The organism is Clostridium sp. Marseille-P2415 (genome assembly GCF_900155545.1).
In the GTDB taxonomy this organism is placed as follows: domain Bacteria; phylum Bacillota; class Clostridia; order Lachnospirales; family Lachnospiraceae; genus Lacrimispora.
Window position 1 is genome coordinate 1,876,496 of sequence record NZ_LT732526.1, and the last position, 22,284, is coordinate 1,898,779.

Here is a 22,284-nt window from a genome sequence, read left to right on the forward strand (position 1 = left end):
GTAATCCCTGGTGAGTTCATTGTATGTCTTCACCATTTCCACGTATTTATCATCGGAGACCCCGGAAACAAAGTATCTCTGTACGGTCTTTTCAGAAAGATCATAGCGGTAGAAATTCTTTTCTCCATTCCAGTTCATGGCATAGAAGAGGCAATATTGCGGCTCACCTTCTGATTTTACAACCCAGCCGGTCACCTGCACGCCATCGATGTCAACCTGGCGTTCGCTGAAGCCTTCCGGTATGACTGCATCTCCATCTAACGGAACAATAATAATGGCTTTGGCCGTGGTCTCAACCTGAACGAACTGAGACCACGAATCCGCACCTTCATTATATATATAGAAACCGCCGTTTCCTCCGGCATCCTTTAAGTAAAGCAGAAGAATATCTTTTTCCAATCCCTTGCCGGCCATGACTTCATTGCCTTTATACTGGTAGTTCTGAGCCTCAAAGCCTTCCGGAAGGGATGACTCATCAAAAGAGGCTGCTACGCTGTATTCGATCCCGTTTATGGTCACAGTGGCAGCCCCGAATTCAGCTTCCGCCGTCTCTCCGGTACCTTCTGTGGCAGGAACGGAATCTCCCCCTTCTGCTTTTGTAACCCGAACGGTATAATTCTTAACCGTCTGCCCGTCCTCCGCCGTTACCTTGACGACCACCTGGTTTTCTCCGGCTTTCAGACCCTTTTCCCCCTGCAGCGTTACATGGGCTCCGGCGTTGGAGGCTACTGCATTTACCACAAGATCCGTTGTATTCCCGTCAACCTCTGCGGTATAGCTGTCAACAGCCGCAGAAAACTCAGGTGTTAAAGTCCCGGGCGATATCTTCAGCGATTTCAGGGTTGCATCCTTTGAGTATGTGGCAGGCGAAGTGACCTTAACCGTTGAACTTCCCTGCTTGCTGAGAGTGAGTGCCTGGGAATCTATATCATAGATCTCCTGGGAAGTCACGCTGATCTTGGAGTTCCCCGCCTGCAAAGCCTTAAACTTCAGCGTAAAATGAAATTCTTTTTGATCGGCAGAGTCCATGGTCCCCAAACCCTTAATGGCCCCTGCACCGCCATTGGCATTGGTCCCGCTGACAAACTCCAGCAGGTTCGGATCATAGGCCAGCATGATTTCCGCAGTTCCCAGCGCACTGCCGCTGGTCACCTTCATGGTTACTGTTACTTCATTCCCCACCATGACCGACGGATCGGAAAATGCTATCTTTGCGTCTGCGGCCCAGGAGTCCATCTGCCCAATGGGGCCGGCGGCCGCGATCACACCGGCCAGCATCAAACCGGCTATCAGTTTTTTCAGTTTCCTAATCATATCGTCTCCTATTTGTGTAGAACATTAAAGTCCAAGGATTTTCTTCTGCAGAAGCAGAATATCCTGGGAATTCACCTTGCCGTCTCCGTTTAGATCAGCCGCTTTCTGACCGTTTGCCGACAGGGTTTCCAGTCCAAGAATATAACGCTGCAGTTTCAGAGCATCCAGGCTGTTAACTTTTCCGTCCCCATTGATATCTCCGTTTGCATGGGAGGATGACTGGGCGGATGGATTCCCGGCTGCCTGCGTGGTACCGGGGAGTACTTCGGTTACCTGAATGGTGGTTCCCGGTCCCTGCTGCATGACTCCGGTAGAAGTCTGTACGGACATGCCGGCGGAGCCATCCGGTGCTATGGTCACATTGCTCCCTCCCGGTGTTCCTGCATCATCTCCTGCGGATGGCTTGGTTACTCCGGGACCGCCGCTGCTTCCAGGTCCGGAAGAGGTACTGCCGGAAGAACCGGTACTGGTTCCTGTCCCCACGGACGAAGAGTATGTCGGTCCGTTATTCTGGCGCACCACATGAAGAACATATTCTCTCACATTACCATTTTGTGCAGTAACTGCAATCTTTATGTCATTATTTCCGTTCTGAAGTGCAATGCTTCCGGTTCCTTTAACGGATGAAGCGGAACTTAGAGCAGATGCATTCACGGTAACATTCGATACCGACGGATCCACAATCAGGTTGTATTCCAGCGTATCGCGGCTAAAGGTCGGAGTCATGACAAATCCCTCCACACTCAGGCCTGACAGCTTATTGTTCGGGCTTCCGTCGCCGGTCGGCTGGCTGCAGGCATTATCCGGCATGCTATTGTAGACCGGAATTTTAAATTCAAGAGCTGTCTGCTTCATGTCACTGTTATAGGCCTTTGCATAGACAGCACCCTCGGATGCAGCTCCCTGTACATTGGTCATATACTGGTGTTTATATAAATTTGATCCCTGTACATTATATTTCTTCAGATAAAATGTATCCTGCCCAACTTTTACGTAGTTATTACCGTAATATAAAGCACCGCCCAAAATTGATTTTTCAGGAGAATTCCACGGTCTTTCATAATTACCGGACTGGGATGCCCACCATAAGCCTCTCTGTACGGCAGTCATACTGCCGGACTGGTATGCTTCAATATTAAAGAAATTATAATAACCTTCATAACCGGATTCTGTCCCTGATATACTTTTCCCTGTTCCGGAGGATCCCTGTTCCTGAATGATCATAGCCGCCAGAACATAGGGGTTCACTCCGGACTGGGTGGCTGCATTCATGATCATGTTCACATAAGAGCTGCTTCCTGTAGCCGTCCCCGTTGTGTCAGAGGATGAAGGACCCGTAAGGCTGGCTCCCGGTCCATATTCCATAAGGATCTGAGGATTGTTCGGGGTGATGGAGGCCTGAGGTGCTTCCAGGCTGACATTTCCGGAATCAGAACTCTCCGATGCCCCGGTGGAAGGGCTTATGGCCGCCCCCGGCCCTGCGGAGGCTCCGGGTCCTGTGTTTGAGGCTCCTCCGGTCTGGCTGTCTGTACTTCCGGAGGATGTACCTCCGCCTGCAGACTGGCCGGACAGAAAGGTTCCCTTTACCATGGTCTGCAGGCCTTCCATGGTATGCCTGCTGCTGTCATAGGTATGGGCCAGGAACTGAAACACATTCGTTTCATCCAGAAAGTTTCTGGGATCCATATAATATTTTACAATATCTTCCGAGGCGGTGACCCAGGAGCTTCCGTCATATCCCACCCAGGTACTGGTATCCCAGTTATAAGCACCATCCGCCGTGGACTTCCAGGATGACATGCTGTTCGTATGCACCAGAGTCTTCCCCACCTGGCTTTCTTCCTTAACAGCCGTACTCCAGTCCAGATTGGTTTTCTGGGCCCGGAATACCCACTTCGGGTATTGAGCATGCAGTTCACGAAGCCGTATCTTATAGCTTTCCGGAAATCCTTCTGCCGTAAGCTGGGATTCAAAATCCGCGTCATTGGTATAGGCCGCCGGAAACTTAAGATAGCTTTTGGAAACATAGCCGGTAACCGTCTGACCCCCGGATCCTGCAAACCGGATCTGATACCACAGCGCTCCATCCGACGCATTTTTTTCATCGATGACTGTGACGGAGGCTCCGCTCGCCAATTTTGTCACGATAGAATAGGTCGTACCCGGCCCGCTCCGCACATTCAGCGTGGTAGCATTCACCGTAGCCGACCGTTCCGTATAAGCATACGCATTTATGTATGGTGAAACGGTTCCCATATAAGAATCCATCACCAGGACACTGGCCAGAATTACGGCCATCTTACGAGCTTTTTTACACTTTTTCATCTGTCTCTCCCAATATGCCCTCTTGTATTTTAAAATTTTCCAATTATATGTAAATCATACATTTATTTATTATAATGACAAATCATACCATGTGTCAACCGAATCATCTAAAGTTCAGACAAATGGAATTATTTGTAAGAAAATCTTTAAAGTTTTGCATCAGGATTTCCTTATAAAATGGCTGAAAAAAGGCCTCCCATATCTGGGAGGCCAGGAGTCCATCCGGCTATACCGGATAAACCTTATTTTCTTTATCTGCCACGGAAGAATCCACACCGGTCTGCTGTGCGGCCCGGTACTCGAAGAATTCCTTGGCAACCGCCGGAAACAGGGCGTAGGACAGCACATCCTCATCCTGCTGTTTCCACTGCGCGCATTCCTTCTCAAACTGAGGAAGCTGCGGAGGAATCAAATCTGCCGGGCGGCAGGTGATCGGTGTCTCGTCACCGATGATCTTCTTCTGGACTTCTGCATTAAATGGTTTAACCGTCTGTCCGAATTCGCCCATGAACATCTTCTTAGTCTCTTTCGTCACCATTTTATAACGTTCCCCGCTGATAACATTTAAAACAGCCTGGGTGCCGACGATCTGGGAAGACGGGGTAACAAGCGGCGGTTCCCCAAAATCTTTCCGTACTCTTGGGACCTCCTGCAGAACATCCATATACTTGTCTTCCTTACCGGCTTCCTTCAACTGGCTCACCAGGTTGGAAAGCATACCGCCAGGTACCTGATACTGAAGGGTCTTGATGTCTACGCCCAATACCTTTGGATTCAGACGTCCGCTCTTTAATGCTTCCTCGCGGATGGGCTGGAAGTATGCACAGATTTCTGCCAGCAGGTTCTGATCGTAGCCTGTATCATAGGCCGTACCCCGGAAGGTTTCAACCATGACTTCCGTAGCCGGCTGGCTGGTTCCAAGTGCAAGGGGGGACATTGCGGTATCAATGATATCGCATCCGGCTTCAACTGCCTTTAAATAGGTCATGGAAGCAACGCCGGAAGTATAGTGGGTGTGTAAGTCAATCGGAAGCTTTGTGGATTCCTTTAACGCGCGCACCAGTTCATCCGCTTTGTACGGTGTTAAGAGCCCTGCCATGTCTTTGATACAGATCGAATCAGCGCCCATATCCTCGATCCTCTTGGCAATGTCCTTCCAGTAATCCAGAGTGTAGGCATCGCCCAAAGTATAGCTTAAGGCTACCTGTGCATGTCCCTTTTCCTTATTACATGCAGTTACCGCAGTCTGCAGGTTGCGGATATCATTTAAACAGTCAAAGATACGGATGATATCAATACCATTAGCCAGAGATTTCTGAACAAAGTACTCTACCACATCATCTGCATAATGATTGTAACCTAAGATATTCTGTCCGCGGAACAGCATCTGCAGCTTTGTATTCTTAAAGCCATCCCTTAGCTTTCTCAGTCTCATCCAGGGATCTTCTTTCAGGAAACGAAGGCATGCGTCAAATGTCGCACCGCCCCAGCACTCTACTGCATAATAACCAACCTGGTCCATCTTTTCCACGATCGGGAGCATCTGTTCGGTTGTCATTCTTGTAGCAAGCAAAGACTGATGAGCGTCACGAAGGACCGTCTCTACAATCTTAACCGGCTTTTTCTCTATTTCTGCCATTGTCTTACCTCCTGGTTATTGTTAATTCACTTGAATACCGGAAAGGCTTTCATAAGCCTTCCTGCGGTAAAATTACCTTACTCCGAATATAGCCATGAATGTACCGGCTGCAACCGCAGTTCCGATAACACCTGCTACGTTTGGCCCCATGGCATGCATCAGCAGGAAGTTGGTAGGATCTGCTTCGGAGCCAACCTTCTGGGACACGCGCGCCGACATGGGAACTGCCGATACACCGGCGGATCCGATGAGCGGATTCACCTTGCCGCCTGTAACCTTGCACATCAGCTTACCAAACAATACACCTGCTGCTGTTCCGATCGAGAACGCAACCAGACCCAAAATAACGATCTTGATGGTACTCATATTCAGGAACGCTTCTGCACTTGTTGTCGCACCTACGGAAGTACCGAGCAGGATGACCACGATATACATCAGGGCATTGCTGGCAGTATCTGTCAGCTGCTTCACAACACCGGATTCCTTAAATAAGTTGCCTAACATCAGCATACCAACCAATGGAGCTGTAGTCGGAAGAATAAGACATACAACGGTTGTTACGATGATCGGAAATAAAATTCTCTCCAGCTTTGACACCGGACGAAGCTGCTCCATCTTGATCTTTCTCTCTTTTTCCGTAGTCAGAAGCTTCATGATAGGGGGCTGGATGATCGGTACCAATGCCATATAGGAATAAGCGGCAACGGCAATGGGTCCCATCAGGGAAGTCATACCAAGCTTACCCGCAAGGAAAATGGAAGTCGGTCCATCTGCACCGCCGATGATGGAGATGGCTGCCGCCGCCTTGTCATTAAATCCCATGAAAATTGCAAGGAAATAAGCCGTGTAAATACCGAACTGAGCTGCCGCTCCCAGAAGGAAGCTCTTGGGATTGGCTATCAGAGGGCCAAAATCTGTCATGGCTCCAACCCCCATAAAAATCAGTGGAGGCAGGATGCCCCATTCATCCAGTTTAAAGAAATACTGCAGCAGACCGCCGCCGGACCCGTCCGGTCCTATCTCCTTCATAATATCCGGATAGATATTGACCAACAGCATACCGAATGAAATCGGCACCAGAAGCAGGGGTTCAAACCCTTTAACGATAGCCAGGTATAAAAATACGAATGCTACAAGGATCATGACCATATTTCCTACTGTCAGGTTACAGAATGCGGTCTGCTGAAGAAGATTTGTAAATGTATTACCTATATAATCCATGTTAATCCCTCCATATGGAATCCGCGCTATTTGACTTTCAGCGGATCTTTCCGTATTAGTTTAATGTAGCTAATGTTGTGCCTGCTTCAACTGAATCACCTACTGCTACATCAATGCTGGCAACGGTTCCATCGGAAGGTGCTACGATTTCATTCTCCATCTTCATGGCTTCGAGTACGATCAGCACATCGCCTTTCTTAACGGCCTGCCCGGCACTTGCTTTAACACCGAGGATCTTGCCCGGCATTGGAGCCGCTACTTTTTCAGAGCCTTCTGCACCTGCAGAAGATGCCTTCGCCGGAGCCGCTGCTTTCGGAGCTGCAGCCGGGGCTGCTGCTTTCGGAGCCGCTGTTGGGGCTGCTGCTTTTGGAGCTGCTGCCGTTGTACTTACAGATGTTCCTTCTTCTACGGTTACGTCATAAACATTACCATTAACTGTAATTGTATAATTTTTCATGATGATAATCCTCCTGATTGATTAAGCTTTTTTCCATTTACCGGCCGGTGCACGTTTGATCGAACGGACAACCAGGCCGCTTGGTGAACTTCCTGTGGATGCTGCAATCGCAGCTGTAATGACCGCTACCAGTTCCAGATCATCTGCAAGCTCCTCTGCCTCTTCTGCAGCGGGTAAAGATACCACGGGAGCGGGAGCCGGAGCAGATTCAGGGGCCGGGGCCGCTGACTTATCCCTTTCCTTCAATCTTGCCTCATATGCATTGATAAATTTGAAGCAGCTGATGAGAAGACTGATGAAAATCAGTACGATAAATACGGTACCCATACCCATCAGGGTATTGAGCGCAGCCTTTTCCATTTTTTCGCCTAACGTATATTCCGGTACGAAAGCCACACCGGTTATCTTTGTAAGTTTGGAATCCGTTGTAATGGAAAATTCCATATTTCTCTTTTCAAATACTGCATTGACCGTTGCACTGTAACCGTGGTCAACCGCCTCGACACGGACCGCATCATTAAGTGATACGAAGGCACCCAGATCATCCTTTACATTTTCCCAGGAATCCACGCCCTCCGCAAGCGCAGCATACTGCTCCTGCAGCTGCATGTTTTTCTTAAACTCAGCAACCTGGTTGTCCTGAAGACCGGTATACAGCTCCAGGAATGAACCGGGAAGCTGTTCCATCTGTGACTGGACGTTCATATCGATTTCTTCGGATGCGGTATCGGCTTTGCTGCACGCAGACAATGAAAAGAGGCAGACTGCCATAGTAAGTCCCAATGCTACTCGTTTCATATTCAGTTTCATATACCTGTCACCTCATTCTAAATCGTGCCATGTTTTTTTGCCGGACGATCCTCTCTCTTTGTGAATAACATCTCAAACGCAGCAATAACGCGTGCCCTTGTCTCACTGGCATCGATGATATCATCAACATATCCTCTCTTAGCTGCAGAAAGCGCACTGGACTGGAGAAGCCTGTAGCTCTCCGCCTTATCACTGATAAGGGCTTTCCCATCCTCCGCTTTTGCAATCTCATCTGCATACATGATCTTAGCCGCTTCGGCCGGCTCCATCATGCCGATGGAAGCTGTGGGCCATGCATAAACCACATCCGCGCCGATGGACTTGCTGTTCATGGTCAGATAAGCGGTTCCAAATGCTTCTCCGATGACAACCGTTACCTTCGGGATGGTTGCGTTGGCAAATGCATAGGTGAGCTTTGCCGCCGTCCTGGCAATCTTTTTCTCGGAGCATTTGGTCGCCAGATATCCTTTTACATTCACAAGTGTGAGTACCGGAATGCTGAATGCATCACAGAAATGAACGAATTCCGCAGCCTTTTCACAGCCCTGCTCGCTTAAAAGAGCGTCGTACTCCGCCGTCCTGATGCCGCTTTCATCATAGGATTCCGTTCTGTTCGCAACACAGCCTACGGTTGTACCATTTAAACGGATAAAACCGGTTACCATAGAGGATGCATATTCCTTCCTGGTCTCCAGAAAAAACTGATTATCAGAAATCTGAGTGAATGCGACCGCCGTGTCCCCAACGTAATTTGCCAGATCGGAACATACACGGTTTAAGTCGTCATCGCACTCACCATAAGACATGTCATCTTCACTGTTGGCAGGAAGAATGGAAACGAGAGTCCGGATCTTATTTAAGATATCCTCTTCTTCTCCTGTAAAATCTGCCATGCCGGTTTCCCTGCTCTGGAAATCCGCGGAAGCGGTATTGCATTTTTCAGTATAATTCTCCTGAATGGCATTGGGTGAATTAACAAACAATTTCCCGCTCTTGCTTTCCATGAATGTGAAATCTGCCATTGCTGCGGAAACAGCCATGCCGCCGCCGCAGGTTCCGAATATTGCTGTTATCTGAGGAATGACACCGGAGGCCAGAGTCTGGCTTCTGTAAATTTCACCAAAACCATTTAAAGCATCAGTTGCCTCCTGAAGCCTTAAACCGGCACAATCAACCAGGCCGATCACAGGTGCTCCCGTCTTCATTGCCATAGTATAAAGATTTGTGATTTTTTTTGCGTGCATCTCTCCTACGGAACCGCCCATAACCGATGCGTCCTGACTGTACACATAAACAAGGCATCCTTCGATGGTACCGTAGCCGGTAACAACACCGTCAGCAGGAGTTTCCCTTGCTGTCATGTTGAAGTCCGTGCTCCTCGCGGTAATATAGCCGCCAACTTCAACAAAACTGTTCTCATCAAGCAAAGCATGGATTCTGTTACTTGCTGATGTCTGTGTTGAATTACTCATTTTGCAATCCTCCATTTTGTAATATTTGCATAGTCCTGTTAAGTAATTAACAAAAGGACTATATAATAACACCAATTTCTGCCGATTATAATTGTATAATTAATTTTGACAAATTTCAAGCTCTTTTTGGCAAAAAAAGAACAAGAAACTATGGATTTCTCACAATCCATCATCTCTTGCCCTTATTATATGTTAGCATTTTATCACAATTCATTCCGACTTCCGGCGTATTGTATAATTTTGGAAGTTTTATTTAGGAATTTTGTACAGGCTTATTCCCTGATTTCCGTGATCCCAATGCTTCCGTCTGATTTCTCTTTAAAGGTAATGTTTGATGCTCCTTCTCCCAGAATCACGCCTTCCTCCGTCATTTTCAGAGTAACCGTATCCACATTGGCCACCGCTATCATCAAATCATCACCAAAGACCATATCCGGGTTCTGCTTCATTAAATCATCCCGCTGTTTCAGAATGATCGTTTCCTGGTCTCCGGTAACGAAAACACATGGATAAAGCAACAGATCCGCAAATGCTTCCATATCCCGGTCTGCCACCGCTTCCTGGATCCTTTCAGCAAAAGCCTCCACCTTTTTTCCCGGCCCTGCGCTTTCACTGCTGTCCATAGACTCTGTTCCCGGCCCTGCCTGACCCATATCCTCTTCTGACCCAGCCGTCTCTTCTTCTGTACTTCCCTCTGTTATGGCTTTTTCCATCCTGATGGCCGCAGTCTCTGATTCCGTCACTTCCGAAGGGGTACCGCCTGAATCTGCAGCTTCCTTTCTGCCGCAGCCCGCCGCAAAAAGCACTGCAGCCGCAACGGCAAAACAAATGTAACTGATTTTCTTCCTGAACATTTCCTGGTTCCTCCCTGCGTCCATTTACTGCTTCGGCCACAGTATAGCACCGGTCAAGATTATAAGTCAATAGAGTTTCAAAAACCGTAAACCTTAGTCATTTTTCTGTAAGAATCTGTACTTTTCTTCATAGATTATTTATATTCCTTATGAAGGGTAAATCCCCTTCCACGCACCTCATTCACCTGGTTGATGATCATAAAAGCATTGGAGTCGATTCCCATAACCAGCTCGTTAAGCCGGGAAAGCTGTCTTCCTGATATTACCGTAAGGACGGTATAAGAGGCCTTTCTCAAATGTCCTCCCTCACTGGCAAGCAGTGTCGTACCCCGGTCCATTTTAGCCTGTATAGCCTGACTGATCTCTTCGTATTTTTCACTTATGATTTTCACCTGCATCTGGTTGCGCCCGATTAAAAGCACCTTATCAAGAACCATGGTATATAAAAGCACCAGAAGAATCCCATAAAGGATCTGCTCCTTATTTGAGAATATCATCTGTGACAGAAGGATCAGACAGTCAAATATTGACATGGTCATGGAGACAGACAGATTCCATTTCTTATTTAAGATCAGGGGCGGGATATCCATGCCGCCGGTGGAAGCGCCGGCCCGTATCACCATGCCGATTCCCGCACCGATTAAAAGTCCGGAAAATACGGTGGATAACATCCGGTCTCCGGTCATTGCCGCCTGGCCAAACAGATTTTCAAATACCCCCAATATAAACGGATAATAAAAAGTACTGATCATGGTGGTAAAAGCAAATGCTTTCCCCAAAACCAGAGCCCCTGCCGCAAACATCAGAATATTAAAGGCCCCCACAAAAACGGCTACCGGAATGCCAAGCTGATAATGTGCTACCAGTGCAAGTCCCGTAGTCCCGCCTGTAATCAGGCCTCCAGGCAGAATAAACAGGGATACGGCCAGAGCATAAATGGTATTGCCGGCAATTACTGTTGCTATCTTTTTCATATTCATACTTTTGTAACTTCCTTTCCTGCAATCAACAAGCAATTTTACTATACCATGTGTTATGATTTTACACAATTTATTTTCTTCTGTTCCTGACCTTGTAACTTTGCCCAAACAATATAAAAGAGTGCCTGCGGCACTCTCAAATCTCCTGGCCCCTCATGAGTAAGGGCCAGGTACCCGGGCTCCATCGGAGCCTTCCACTTATTTCCTCCATGCAAATAGCATCAGACCTCTTTATTTCTGCTGATTTTTTCACAAATCCCGCTGACAGCGAAGAAAATTCCAAGAACCATAAACAATATGCCAAATTTAACAGCCAGCATAGGCAATCCGATCACAATAAGGGCGATTCCTAGGAATACATCTTTTTTCCAGCTTTTCCCCCGTTTCCGCTCTTCCATATCCGTGTCCGGATTTTCCGGTCTTTTTTTAATCTCACTCATTTACAGCCCTCCATTCTAATGATCCGGTCCGATAATTATTTTTCACATTTACTTAACAGAATAATCATCATAATCATAAAAACGATCCCTGTAACCGCAGCCGCTGACAGCGATTCATGTAACACCAGAAATCCCAACAGTGCTGCAACTACCAGTTCAACGGAGGCGAGCATGGAAGCCCTGCTGGCTTCTATATGCATAAGCGCACATGTATATAGAATATTTGGAACCGCATTGGTGCAGATACCTACAAGCATATGAACGGCCGCTGCCTGGGGAAATTCCTTATAAACCGCAAAAATTCCAGGAACATCAATGGCACAGACGGCTGCCAAGGCAGTAAACAGAGAGCTGTATAAAACAATCGTAAGAGAATGATACTTTTTTACCAGGATTCTGGTAAAAATGCTATATAAAGCATAACCAAATCCGGAACATAATCCCAGAACCAGCGAAATGCTGCTGAGGGAAGAACGTCCGCCCCCTATCCCGGATACCAATACACAGCCAATAAAAGCGAGTCCAAGTGAAACGCACTTAATTATTGTCAGTTTTTCTTTAAAAACCAGGATTGACAGAAATACAACGAAAATAGGGGACGTATATAGCAGGACTGCTGCAATTGCCATACCGGAAAGCTGAATCGTTTTTATATAACACACCGTATAGAAAAAAACACTTATGATACCATTTAACGCAAACCATCCCAAATCCCTGATCTGAATGCGGAAAAGACTCCGGTCCTTTGTCAAAAGGAATAAGATGACCGTTATAAGTCCAAACACTGCTTTCCCTGCCATGACCTGCATGGATGTCATACCGTAACCGGTCAGGGCTCTGATAAAAATGCCAGTTGAGCCCCATAGACCGGCCGCGGCCAGAATAAACAGCATTGATATTTTCTGCTTTACAGTTCTTCCCCGTTGCTCGCTATTACGCTCTGGAACCATACAAAGCTATCCTTTTTTATCCTTTTTTTAGAACCGTTCCCCCGGTCATCCTGATCAACGAAGATAAAACCATAACGTTTGCTCATTTCAGAGGATGAACAGCTTATGATATCAAGCGGTCCCCATGCATAGTAACCTCTTAAATCAACCCCGTCTTCAATTGCAAGCTTCATCTGCTCTATGTGTGCTTTGTAATACTCGATCCGGTATTGGTCATGAATGGTGCCATCCTGCTCCAGCTTATCATAGTAACCGCAGCCATTTTCTGTAATATAAATCGGACACTGGTACCGGTCATAGAATTCATTGAGCATGAAACGCAGGCCGATGGGATCGATCGTCCAGCCCCAGGGATTTGCCGGAAGGGAAGGATCCCGGTAAGCGCTGTTATCCTTCTCAAAGCTTTCTTTATCAACGATCCGGGTATAATAATAGGAGAATGACAGAAAATCAGCCGTATTTTTTAAATCTTCCTCATCTTCCGGACCGAACTCGATCTGAATCCCTCTTTCTTCAAAGAAATGCCAGGCATAGCCGGGATACCGTCCGCGCAGGAGGACATCTGAAAAGAAGAATTCCATCTGATTGTGTCTCATAGCTGCCAATACATCCTCTGCTTTACCGGATGCCGGATAGCTTGGGCCTCCGCAAAGCATCATTCCGATTTTAAGGTCCTTATTCAGACTGTGCCCATATCTTGTTGCCCGTGTACATGCCACCATTTCGTTATGAACCGCCTGGTATTTCGCTTCAAGGACATTATCCACCGCATCCTCTGCAACTCCCAGGTGATTAAAGGACTCGTGAACGATCAAGTTGATCTGGTTCACCACGATCCACAATTTCACCCTGTCACCATACCGGTCAAATACGGTTCTGCAGTATCTCTCAAAGAAACCAATGACCTCTCTGGAATACCAGCCCTTATATTTAAGGGTCAGATTTAACGGCATTTCGTAATGGGAAATGGTGATCATCGGAATCATATCATTCCGGATAATTTCATCAATCAGCCGGTCATAAAACTGAAGCCCTTCCTCATTCGGCTCGGCTTCGTCACCATTTGGATAAATACGCGCCCAATTGATGGAGGTCCGGTAGGTTTTCAACCCAAGCTCCTTTAATAAAGCCAGATCCTCCTTAAAGGTATGGTAAAAATCGATCCCCCACCGTTTTGGGAATACCCGGTCTTCGCTTTCCAGGGCTCCTTTTATAAATTCGGTCGTGACCTCCTCATTATATTTCTGGTCAACCGGTATGTTATCTACATATTCATTAATATCTGCAACGCACAGGCCTTTGCCGCCTTCCTGCCATGCGCCCTCCATCTGGTTTGCTGCAAATGCTCCTCCCCATAAAAAATCACCGGGGAATGTCTTTGGTGCTTTCTTCATAAAAACCGTCTCCTTCCTGTATCTATATTTTTTAAATTTTACGTCTCACTGCTTTTTTCCAGCGCCTTTATCCGCTCATCCAACTTTTCATAAAGATTTGTCATCTGTTTTGCCAGATTGATCTCACTGTAAATTGTCATCAGTGTATCCTGCGCATGGGTAAGCAGAATATTATATTCAAACTGCTCACCTCTGACAGCACTCTGGATACAATCCGTCTGGACGCGGTGTGCTTCTGTTATTTTGGTGTCCGCCTCTTTCATATGCTCTCTGGCTTCTTCCGGATTTCCTGCTGCTATGCTATTAATCGCTTTTTTACAGCAGAGACGTGCGTCTCCTGCCTGCATTATGATTTTCATAGCACTTTCTACTATTTTCTCGTCCAAATTGATTCCTCCAATCCAGTTACCTTTTTGACGGTAACGAATTATTTTCCTTTCTCCCGGCCATTTCGGCCGGGATATTTGTTCATACAGTTTTAAGCGTTCGAAGATTCCCCTGATTCTTTCTTAAGGATGCTTGCTTCATAAGCCTTATAAAACGGATACCAGATCAATGAGGAAACCGCCAGGGATATAAACAGGAAAATGACGGCCCGGAAGGATCTCGTAGAAATCCAGGTTGAAATCGGATATGGGCAATACCATAAATCAAACTGTACCCGTGGAATCGGAGCAAAGGCTATTACCTTGCAGGCAAACCATGTCAGCAGCGGAATAATGATTCCCTGCAGCCACATTGGAAGCATCAGATACGGATTCCAGGCAATGCAGCCGAATATAACGGGCTCATTGATATTGAATACGCCGGGAACCAGACATGCCTTGCCAAGTGCTTTTAACTCTTTTGACTTTGATCTCATCAGCATAAACACAAGCGGCAGCGTACATGCGATGCCTCCTACCCACATGTAAGTGCAGTACACTAAGCCTTCCGTGAAGATATACATGTTCGCTGCAGTTGCTGTTCCTGCCGCTACCATACCAAGGTTCGCCGTAATGGCCGCCAGCTTTACCGGCTCATTTACCGGCGTCAGTACCCAGCTGGAGATACCCATGGAGTAAATAAAGCAGGTAAGGAACATAAAGAACGTGAACCCGTACCACGTCTGCAGGAAATTCTGCATAGGCATAAATATGGAAAGAATAATCTGATATAAGTCAACTTTTAATACCAGTACAATGATCCAGCCGGCACCGATAATAATACCGATCGGTAATAAGGCGTCAAACCATTGGCGTACAAAATCCGGAATCGCAGAATCTTCTTTGAAAAATGTAAATTTAGCAAATGCCCCCATAACGATTCCGACAAAAATGCCTGTAATAATTGCACAGAACATACCGCCTGCACCAAGGGCTGCATGACCGAAACCGGCTTCTGCAGACGCTTCGACTTCAGGTGTTATAACCATCATAAACAGCAGCAGCCCGGAAAGACCGGCAATCAGCCTCTGCTTGCGGTAACGTTTCTTTTCACAATAGTTAAAAGGAATCAAGAACGATATCAGCAGGGATAATTTGCCCATTGTCCAGCCAAATGGTGTCCAGAAAGAAAAAGGAAGCTTAACATAATCCTCAATAATTGCCAGACAGCAGAATACGGACCCCAGGAAAATAAACGGCAAAATCTGCATGATGGAATCCTTGATGGTTACAACCCAGATCAGGTTATTAACCTTATTAAGCTTCGGAGCAAAACTGTTCTCAAGCCAGTTAATAAATCTTTTCATACCTATTCTCCTTTTCGTGTTTTATAAAAGAATCATTTGGTTCCAAATAATTCCAGTATCTGATCTACTGCCATATCTCCATTTAATCTGGCATAGCATTCCTGAGAAATCAAAGCGCATTTGATATCATAGCCCTCGATATCCTCTTTTATGGAATCCAGATTTGATGCCAGATGAGGCCCCACCAGCAGACAGTTGATGTCTTCCACATAATTCAAAATCTCAGATTCACTTCTGGCGTTCACCTTCATGGCAATGCCCCGGGCTGATGCCGCTTTTCTGATATTGGCAGCCATAAATCCACTGCTTGCGCCGGAACCACATACAAGTAAAACATTGTAACCGCTCATCATACATTCTCCTTTTTATTCATAAAATTTTTAAAACCGCGTGTTATAGTTTTTCTGTTTCTTTAAATTCATTATATCCATCGGACCTATCATGGTCAAATCGCCTTTTTCCCCCTGTCGGTGAAACTTTTTGCACCGTGCAGGCACACCAGTTTCCGGGCAGAAAAAATGTCCGGCACCAATACCGGACAATTCCATTTCAGTCTGTTTACAGTTTTTCCTTAAAGAATTCTTCCAGCTTAGAGACTGCCAGGTCCTGGTCAGGACCGTCACAAATAACCGTTACTGTCTGACTGCACTTTACCTGCATCGCCATAACTGCCATGATTCTTTTTAAATCGGCTGTCTTACCGCCGCATTCCAGCCGGATGCTGCTGTCAAATTCACAAGCCATCTTAACAAGCATTCCGGCAGGTCTTGCATGGATCCCATATGCATTTTTAATTGTATATGTGAATTCTCTCATTCTCATCTTCCTTTCCATACGCGGCAGCAGGATTTCAATCAATTTAATTATGCGGGTTCTATCCGCTTTCGTCAAATTCATTTTTTCACCGGTCCTGTGCAAAAGCTTGTCTTACCTGGGTAAACTAAAAATTGACTATCATAACGCGGGGTACTATAATAAAATCATGAACGAAAAATGTATGCAATTAATAAAATTTCTGTTAGAGACAAAAAAATGGGTTACTTCATCAGAACTGGCCGCCGAACTCAATGTTTCCGTGCGGACGGTTAAAAATTATGTCTCCGAATTAAATGCCATCTATGCGAATCTCATTACCTCCTCGTCCAGCGGATACCGGATCAATACGGAGGTCGCTGCCAGCGCGATGAATGATCATGTCCCATCGATTCCGCAATCCAATAAAGAACGGTCCACCTATATTGCGATCCACTTGCTCCGGACAAAAAAACCGCTTTCATTCCTTGACTTATGTGATACGCTGTTTATCAGTATATCCACTTTACGCACGGTATTAAAACGGACCAGGCGGCAGCTTGCACAGTATGATTTAGAGCTTTCCATATCAGGTGATTCCATTTGCATACTTGGCAGCGAAAGAAACCGGCGGAGAATGCTAAGCTCTATTATATTTGAAGAATCAAATTCTGCATTTTTCAATATGGATGTGATCCAGGATGCATTTGATAACATAGACGCTGATTTTGTATTGGACGCCATGAATGAGACCTTACTGGAAGGGCAGTATTACGTAAATGACTTCTCCGCATTTAACATCCTGCTTCATATTATTATAGCCATAGACCGGAATTTAAATCAGACTGCCGAATGCATAAAAACAGAATTTCCGCCATTCATCCCGGCTCATGTGTATGATATGGCAAAAAAACTTGCGGCCAAATTAGAGGATTATTTTAATATTACGTTCCAGGCGGATGAAATTTTTGAATTTTCACTCTTATTTTATACAAGAGCCGCTTCCATCGCCATTGATACCATTAATGAAACAAATCTGGAAGATTACATCGGCAAGGAATGTATGAGCCTTATAAAAGAAATCAATCAGGTATTGTTAAATGATTATGGCATTGAACTGACGAATTCAGAATCCATGGTCCGGTTTGCCCTGCATATTAAAAGCCTTCTGCTGAGAACCAGAACAAAGAATTATAATAGAAATCCTCTTACCAATTCGATCAAGACATCCTGTCCGCTCATTTACGATGCTGCCGTTAATTTAAGCAGCATCCTGGCGGAAAAAGCCAATATTACCATGATTGATGACGAGATCGCCTACATTGCGCTGCACATTGGAAATGCGCTTGAGACACAGCATGCCTTTGAATCAAGAATTACCGTTATTTTAAACTGTCCCACTTATTATAATATAAACCAGGAGCTCCACCAGAAGCTTATGGAACGCTTCCATAATGAAATCATCATTTCCGATGTCACAACGGCCGAGCTGCAGCTTGAAAATTACCCGGCTGCTGATTTAATTCTGTCAACCGTGCCGTTAAATTACAATAAAAAAACGCCCAGCATTATCATCAATCCTTTTATGACTGCGGCCGACGCAGCCATAATCGAACGCACGATCTCCCAGATCAAGGCTGGAAAGAAGCAGCAGTTTTTCTTTAAAGAGATCCGCAAGATCCTGCTGCCGGAATTTTACGAACACTTAGCAAAACCGATGTCAAAGGAAGAAACCATACACTATATGTGTTCAAGGCTATATGCTGCCGGCTTTTCCAATGAGAATTTCGAAGATGCTATTTTAGAGAGGGAGCGCCTGTCCTCCACTGCTTTTATCAATTTTGCCATTCCTCATACCATGAAAATGCACGAAAACAAGTCATGCATGTATATACTCATCAATGACGAGCCCATTGAATGGGATGACAATTCCGTTCAACTGGTTATCATGCTGTGCTTCAGCGCAAGTGACCGGCATATTTTTAACACCATTTTTGAATCATTGTCCGTATCACTGCTGAACCGGGGTATGATTCATGACATACAGAACACTCAGAACTACGAAGACTTTATCCATATTATTTCTAAATATAACAGCGAAGAGCTTTTTTACTAAACAAAACCGGCAAACCGCCCGAGCCATTGAAATGAATGCCATAATCAAGGCTGATCCGGCCGGGTGCAAGGTGAAGCCAAAACGGGGCTGAACGTTTCTGTTAAAAACTTCCGTCTAAGCAGCTGCTTCTTTTCTTCCGATAAGCCAATGCGTTCTGTTAAATATTTATCAATGGTTCCAAAGGATTTTTCAATGGAAGAAAAAGCATGACGGAGGTAATCTTCAGAAACGGTCAGAAGCACCCGCACGCAATCTACAAGTTTTATATCCCCGGTTTCCTTAAATACAAGTCCCGCCATCTTCTCCACCCGTTCCATTACATAGTCATTTGTTTTTACAAAATCACGGATGACTGTGTCCTGATCTGCGCCAAGGGCAGTGAGCAGCAGTGCTGTTCCGATTCCGACCCGGTCCTTTCCTGCCGTACAATGCCATAGCACAGCCCGGTCATCCGCCTCCAGCAGCAGCTCAAAAAAACGGCCATAATATACTGCTGCATGGTCTTTTAACACCAGATCCTCATAAAGCCTGTCCACATAATTCTCCGGCTTGCCTCCAAGGGAAGAAGCATGGAGGAGAATTCCTTTTATGGCGTCCTCCTGCTTCTCTTCCTCTGCCTGTTCTTCCTCATCTTCAAATGTAATCCCTACTGTCTTTTCATCAAGGATCGGGTTGAATATGTTATCAATTCCCGGTATCTGAGGATCGGGCTTCTGCTTACGTTCCGTTGCCGTACGGAAATCAATCACCGTTCCCAAACAGTACTGTTCCGTCAGTATCTGAATATCCCTTTGGGTAGCTCCGTGCAGAGTTCCGCTGCGTATAAGCCTTCCGGGAAGAATCCGTTTCCCATCCATGGTTTTTATTCCCCCTAAGTCCCTGGTATTGGGTAGACCCTCTAATGGGATCCGTCCCAGCGTGCTGTTTTTCCTGTAATTTGTCTTCATCTTTTCCTCCATCCGGCTTAAGCCCGCTAAAGCAAACCCAAGCGTTATCTCAGCTTTAAGCACAAGTATATCATAAGAAAATGCTAAACGGAAGGGAGGCTTCCCGGAACTCCCGGCATGGAAAAGTATCGGAGTAAAGTATTTTTAAGACACCAGACTGCAGTCAGACGCTGAACCCCTTCGTCTAAATAGACCGGATAAGTCTTCACAATCTCCCCGTTCAGACGGTATGTAACAGCACCCACTGCCTGCCCTTTTCGCACCGGGGCTGTTAATTCCCTGGGAATCTCTGTCTGAACCGTCACTTCTTCGTCATCCGCCAAAAGGAGCTTTAAACTCTTATCTTCTTTCCCGCCAATGGCACAGGATACCATTACAGGATCTTCCAGACGGCCGGTAGAAGGGATCCCTTCCTTCACAAATATCTCCGGCAATACGGCTTCTTTATATACTTCCCTGTAATGATAGCGTTCCATTCCGTATTCGAACAGCTTTCTTGCATCCGACCATTTATATGATTTATGGGGCGGCCAGCCGCAGCCCAGCAGCGCAATCGTAAAGATTCTTCCGTCATTCTGTACCGCACCGACATAGGAATACCCGGCTCCTCCCGTAAATCCCGTTTTTCCGGAAAAGGCTCCGCTCATCATAGTCAGAAGGGCATTATGGTTATTGCAGTTAAAAGACCGTTTTCCTTCCAGATCGGAAAAAAAATAACTCCCCGTCCCAGTAACCTCTAAAAATTCCTTTCGTTTCGGCGACTTCCCGATGCAGTAATTCATGATCCGGGCTAAGTCCGCTGCCGTGGTGGAATGCTCCTTCACCTGTCCATCCTTTTCTTCCTTGGCGTCAAGACCGTTTGGAGTGATAAAATATGTATTGCTGCAGCCTAAATCCCTGGCTTTCTGGTTCATCAGTCCGGCAAAGCCTTCCCTGCTCCCTCCTATATGCTCTGCAATCATCATGGCAGCATCGTTATGGGATTCCAGCATCAGGCTATAGAGCAAATCCTTAAGTAAAAATGTCTCTCCCTTATAAACTCCTAAATGGACCTTGGGCTGGGAAGCTGCATTCTGGCTGGCAGTTACCGTATCGCCAAGATTTCCATACTCCAATGCAATGATGCAGGTCATGATTTTCGTGGTACTGGCCATGGGTCGGGCCAAATCTTCATTTTTCCCATATAAAATGCGGCCGGTAGAGGCATCCATCAAAACTGCTGACTGGGCATAAAGATTTAATTCATCCTTTGTCTGAACCGGTGTACTTTTCTCTTCCTTCTCCTCTGTTACTGTCGTTTCCTCATAGACGGTCTCCTTTTTTGCCAGCCTGGCAGCAGCAGCCCCTGTCTCCAAAAGCAGGACAAAGCCTGCTACGGCCAGCAATATTCCTATGACATGCCTCATGAAAGAGCCTCCCGTATGGCTTTATTTTATCCTATTCCGCGCTTTTTTTAATTATTCCCTTTACTTTTCGAACATACTTTCGTTATAATAAAAAGCAGAAAGGAGGAATGGATATGACACCGGAGCCTTTAATTTTTCACATAGATGTGAATTCCGCATTTTTAAGCTGGGAATCGGCAGACCGTCTGAAGGCCGACCCCAATGCCATGGATTTACGCTCCATCCCGTCCGCTGTAGGCGGAGATGCAGCCTCAAGGCATGGGATCGTGCTGGCTAAATCCACGCCTGCCAAAAAATATGGAATTACAACCGGTGAGCCCATTGTCCAGGCCCTCCGCAAATGCCCTGCCCTGACCGTTGTTCCGGCCCGTTTTGACGTATACATCGAAAACTCCCGTAAGCTGATGAAACTTTTGTACGATTATACCCCTGATATTGAAAAATTCAGCATTGACGAGGCTTTTCTTGATATGACCTCTACCATCCATCTCTTCGGCACCCCATGGGATACAGCGAACCGGATACGGGAAAGGATCCGGCAGGAGCTTGGATTTACGGTTAACATCGGCTTAGCTCCCAACAAGCTTTTAGCCAAGATGGCCTCGGACTTTAAAAAACCCGATCTATGCCATACCCTGTTTCCGGACGAGATTCCTGTGAAAATGTGGCCGCTTCCCATTCGGGAGTTATTTTTCGTAGGCCACTCCGCCCAGAAAAAGCTGGAGAGCATCGGGATTCGTACCATTGGTGAACTGGCTTCCTGCAATGTGGATCACTTGAAACCTCTCCTGGGTGAAAAGTATGCAGTCCTGATCCATGGCTATGCCTGCGGCATTGATGCCTCCCCGGTTGGAGAACGGGAACCTTTAAACAAAGGTTACGGGAACAGCATCACTCTGTCCCGTGACGTGGATGAATTTGATGCTGCCTGTCAGGTCCTTCTGTCTTTAAGCGAGACAGTAGGAGCCAGGCTGCGTGCAGACCGTGTCCTGTGTGACTGCGTTTGCGTGGAAATCAAGGACTGGGATTTTCGCTCCCAGTCTCACCAGATGACTTTAAACAATCCTACGGATTCCACTACAGTTATATATGAAAATGCCTGTAAATTATTGAAGGAGTTCTGGGACTGTACTCCCCTGCGCTTGATCGGCGTGCGCACCACCAAGATTTCAGAGGAAGGCTACAGCCAGCTAAGCCTTTTTGAATCGGAACAGTCCCGCAAAATGAAAGAAATGGAGAAGGCTGTGGATCATATCCGCAGCAAATTCGGGACCGACAGTGTGAAAAGGGCCAGCTTTTTGAAAAAGGATAATATTGTGGACCATGCGGCAGGGAAAGGGAAGCATTTGCCGGGGTGATTTTTGGCTGCGGTTACGTGGACTTTTTCAATTATTTTGAGGGAAAGGAGGACCAGGGGGAGCGGCGGGGGGCGGGG

20 protein-coding genes are annotated in these 22,284 nt (G+C 46.3%); 2 read left to right on the top strand and 18 right to left on the bottom strand.

Annotated features, from left to right (window positions below; genetic code table 11):
* The 16 genes from BQ9856_RS13545 to BQ9856_RS13625 all read right to left on the bottom strand — a co-directional run.
* Positions 1-1,314 (bottom strand): cadherin-like beta sandwich domain-containing protein (locus BQ9856_RS13545; protein ID WP_077611503.1); only part of this gene is annotated, 1,314 nt, incomplete at its 3' end.
* A gap of 24 nt (positions 1,315-1,338) precedes the next feature.
* Complete coding sequence (locus BQ9856_RS13550; RefSeq protein ID WP_077611504.1) at positions 1,339-3,639, bottom strand: dockerin type I domain-containing protein; 2,301 nt, start codon at positions 3,637-3,639, stop codon at positions 1,339-1,341.
* 226 nt (positions 3,640-3,865) lie between these two features.
* Complete coding sequence (locus BQ9856_RS13555; RefSeq protein ID WP_077611505.1) at positions 3,866-5,278, bottom strand: oxaloacetate decarboxylase subunit alpha; 1,413 nt, start codon at positions 5,276-5,278, stop codon at positions 3,866-3,868.
* 72 nt (positions 5,279-5,350) lie between these two features.
* A complete protein-coding gene (locus BQ9856_RS13560; RefSeq protein ID WP_077611506.1) occupies positions 5,351-6,499 on the bottom strand; it encodes a sodium ion-translocating decarboxylase subunit beta in 1,149 nt (382 codons plus the stop codon).
* Positions 6,500-6,554: 55 nt separating this feature from the next.
* The gene (locus BQ9856_RS13565; protein ID WP_077611507.1) at positions 6,555-6,956 is read right to left on the bottom strand and encodes a biotin/lipoyl-containing protein; all 402 of its coding nucleotides are present in this window, start codon (positions 6,954-6,956) and stop codon (positions 6,555-6,557) included.
* A 21-nt stretch (positions 6,957-6,977) separates the two neighbouring features.
* Entirely contained in the window at positions 6,978-7,766 is a 789-nt protein-coding gene (locus BQ9856_RS13570; protein ID WP_077611508.1) for an OadG family transporter subunit, read from the bottom strand.
* A 17-nt stretch (positions 7,767-7,783) separates the two neighbouring features.
* Positions 7,784-9,238 (bottom strand): acyl-CoA carboxylase subunit beta, encoded by a 1,455-nt coding sequence (locus tag BQ9856_RS13575; RefSeq protein WP_077611509.1) that lies wholly within the window; start codon positions 9,236-9,238, stop codon positions 7,784-7,786.
* Positions 9,239-9,510: 272 nt separating this feature from the next.
* Positions 9,511-10,092, bottom strand: a complete 582-nt coding sequence (locus BQ9856_RS13580; RefSeq protein WP_077611510.1) for a hypothetical protein — start codon at positions 10,090-10,092, stop codon at positions 9,511-9,513.
* A gap of 134 nt (positions 10,093-10,226) precedes the next feature.
* Complete coding sequence (locus BQ9856_RS13585; RefSeq protein WP_077611511.1) at positions 10,227-11,072, bottom strand: YitT family protein; 846 nt, start codon at positions 11,070-11,072, stop codon at positions 10,227-10,229.
* Between the two features lie 221 nt (positions 11,073-11,293).
* Positions 11,294-11,512 (bottom strand): hypothetical protein, encoded by a 219-nt coding sequence (locus BQ9856_RS13590; RefSeq protein ID WP_077611512.1) that lies wholly within the window; start codon positions 11,510-11,512, stop codon positions 11,294-11,296.
* 35 nt (positions 11,513-11,547) lie between these two features.
* Entirely contained in the window at positions 11,548-12,405 is an 858-nt protein-coding gene (locus tag BQ9856_RS13595; RefSeq protein WP_159441997.1) for a DMT family transporter, read from the bottom strand.
* Positions 12,406-12,419: 14 nt separating this feature from the next.
* Positions 12,420-13,856, bottom strand: coding sequence for a glycoside hydrolase family 1 protein (locus BQ9856_RS13600; RefSeq protein WP_077611514.1), 1,437 nt, complete (start codon positions 13,854-13,856; stop codon positions 12,420-12,422).
* A 38-nt stretch (positions 13,857-13,894) separates the two neighbouring features.
* The gene (locus tag BQ9856_RS13605; protein ID WP_077611515.1) at positions 13,895-14,242 is read right to left on the bottom strand and encodes a PTS lactose/cellobiose transporter subunit IIA; all 348 of its coding nucleotides are present in this window, start codon (positions 14,240-14,242) and stop codon (positions 13,895-13,897) included.
* A 92-nt stretch (positions 14,243-14,334) separates the two neighbouring features.
* On the bottom strand, positions 14,335-15,588 hold the full coding sequence (locus tag BQ9856_RS13610; protein ID WP_077611516.1) for a PTS sugar transporter subunit IIC: 1,254 nt from the start codon (positions 15,586-15,588) through the stop codon (positions 14,335-14,337).
* Between the two features lie 32 nt (positions 15,589-15,620).
* Complete coding sequence (locus BQ9856_RS13615; RefSeq protein ID WP_235839209.1) at positions 15,621-15,941, bottom strand: PTS sugar transporter subunit IIB; 321 nt, start codon at positions 15,939-15,941, stop codon at positions 15,621-15,623.
* Between the two features lie 205 nt (positions 15,942-16,146).
* Positions 16,147-16,404: an HPr family phosphocarrier protein gene (locus tag BQ9856_RS13625; RefSeq protein WP_077613373.1), complete on the bottom strand. Its 258-nt coding sequence runs from the start codon at positions 16,402-16,404 to the stop codon at positions 16,147-16,149.
* A gap of 181 nt (positions 16,405-16,585) precedes the next feature.
* Between BQ9856_RS13625 and BQ9856_RS13630 the strand changes: the two genes are divergently transcribed.
* Entirely contained in the window at positions 16,586-18,496 is a 1,911-nt protein-coding gene (locus BQ9856_RS13630; protein WP_159441998.1) for a BglG family transcription antiterminator, read from the top strand.
* A 44-nt stretch (positions 18,497-18,540) separates the two neighbouring features.
* On the opposite strand, the gene BQ9856_RS13635 is transcribed toward BQ9856_RS13630, so the two are convergent.
* Complete coding sequence (locus BQ9856_RS13635) at positions 18,541-19,443, bottom strand: tyrosine-protein phosphatase (protein ID WP_159441999.1); 903 nt, start codon at positions 19,441-19,443, stop codon at positions 18,541-18,543.
* Positions 19,444-19,526: 83 nt separating this feature from the next.
* Positions 19,527-20,849, bottom strand: a complete 1,323-nt coding sequence (locus BQ9856_RS13640; RefSeq protein WP_077611521.1) for a D-alanyl-D-alanine carboxypeptidase family protein — start codon at positions 20,847-20,849, stop codon at positions 19,527-19,529.
* Positions 20,850-20,962: 113 nt separating this feature from the next.
* Here BQ9856_RS13640 and BQ9856_RS13645 point away from each other — a divergent pair, with 113 nt between their 5' ends.
* Complete coding sequence (locus BQ9856_RS13645; protein WP_139348701.1) at positions 20,963-22,207, top strand: DNA polymerase Y family protein; 1,245 nt, start codon at positions 20,963-20,965, stop codon at positions 22,205-22,207.
* Positions 22,208-22,284 lie beyond the last annotated feature (77 nt).

Bases quoted from the DNA above. Each gene is read 5' to 3' on its own strand.
- BQ9856_RS13550 (WP_077611504.1), bottom strand. From the start codon at position 3,639: ATGAAAAAGTGTAAAAAAGCTCGTAAGATGGCCGTAATTCTGGCCAGT.
- BQ9856_RS13555 (WP_077611505.1), bottom strand. From the start codon at position 5,278: ATGGCAGAAATAGAGAAAAAGCCGGTTAAGATTGTAGAGACGGTCCTT.
- BQ9856_RS13560 (WP_077611506.1), bottom strand. From the start codon at position 6,499: ATGGATTATATAGGTAATACATTTACAAATCTTCTTCAGCAGACCGCA.
- BQ9856_RS13565 (WP_077611507.1), bottom strand. From the start codon at position 6,956: ATGAAAAATTATACAATTACAGTTAATGGTAATGTTTATGACGTAACC.
- BQ9856_RS13570 (WP_077611508.1), bottom strand. From the start codon at position 7,766: ATGAAACTGAATATGAAACGAGTAGCATTGGGACTTACTATGGCAGTC.
- BQ9856_RS13575 (WP_077611509.1), bottom strand. From the start codon at position 9,238: ATGAGTAATTCAACACAGACATCAGCAAGTAACAGAATCCATGCTTTG.
- BQ9856_RS13580 (WP_077611510.1), bottom strand. From the start codon at position 10,092: ATGTTCAGGAAGAAAATCAGTTACATTTGTTTTGCCGTTGCGGCTGCA.
- BQ9856_RS13585 (WP_077611511.1), bottom strand. From the start codon at position 11,072: ATGAATATGAAAAAGATAGCAACAGTAATTGCCGGCAATACCATTTAT.
- BQ9856_RS13590 (WP_077611512.1), bottom strand. From the start codon at position 11,512: ATGAGTGAGATTAAAAAAAGACCGGAAAATCCGGACACGGATATGGAA.
- BQ9856_RS13595 (WP_159441997.1), bottom strand. From the start codon at position 12,405: ATGCTGTTTATTCTGGCCGCGGCCGGTCTATGGGGCTCAACTGGCATT.
- BQ9856_RS13600 (WP_077611514.1), bottom strand. From the start codon at position 13,856: ATGAAGAAAGCACCAAAGACATTCCCCGGTGATTTTTTATGGGGAGGA.
- BQ9856_RS13610 (WP_077611516.1), bottom strand. From the start codon at position 15,588: ATGAAAAGATTTATTAACTGGCTTGAGAACAGTTTTGCTCCGAAGCTT.
- BQ9856_RS13615 (WP_235839209.1), bottom strand. From the start codon at position 15,941: ATGATGAGCGGTTACAATGTTTTACTTGTATGTGGTTCCGGCGCAAGC.
- BQ9856_RS13625 (WP_077613373.1), bottom strand. From the start codon at position 16,404: ATGAGAGAATTCACATATACAATTAAAAATGCATATGGGATCCATGCA.
- BQ9856_RS13630 (WP_159441998.1), top strand. From the start codon at position 16,586: ATGCAATTAATAAAATTTCTGTTAGAGACAAAAAAATGGGTTACTTCA.
- BQ9856_RS13635 (WP_159441999.1), bottom strand. From the start codon at position 19,443: ATGAAGACAAATTACAGGAAAAACAGCACGCTGGGACGGATCCCATTA.
- BQ9856_RS13640 (WP_077611521.1), bottom strand. From the start codon at position 20,849: ATGAGGCATGTCATAGGAATATTGCTGGCCGTAGCAGGCTTTGTCCTG.
- BQ9856_RS13645 (WP_139348701.1), top strand. From the start codon at position 20,963: ATGACACCGGAGCCTTTAATTTTTCACATAGATGTGAATTCCGCATTT.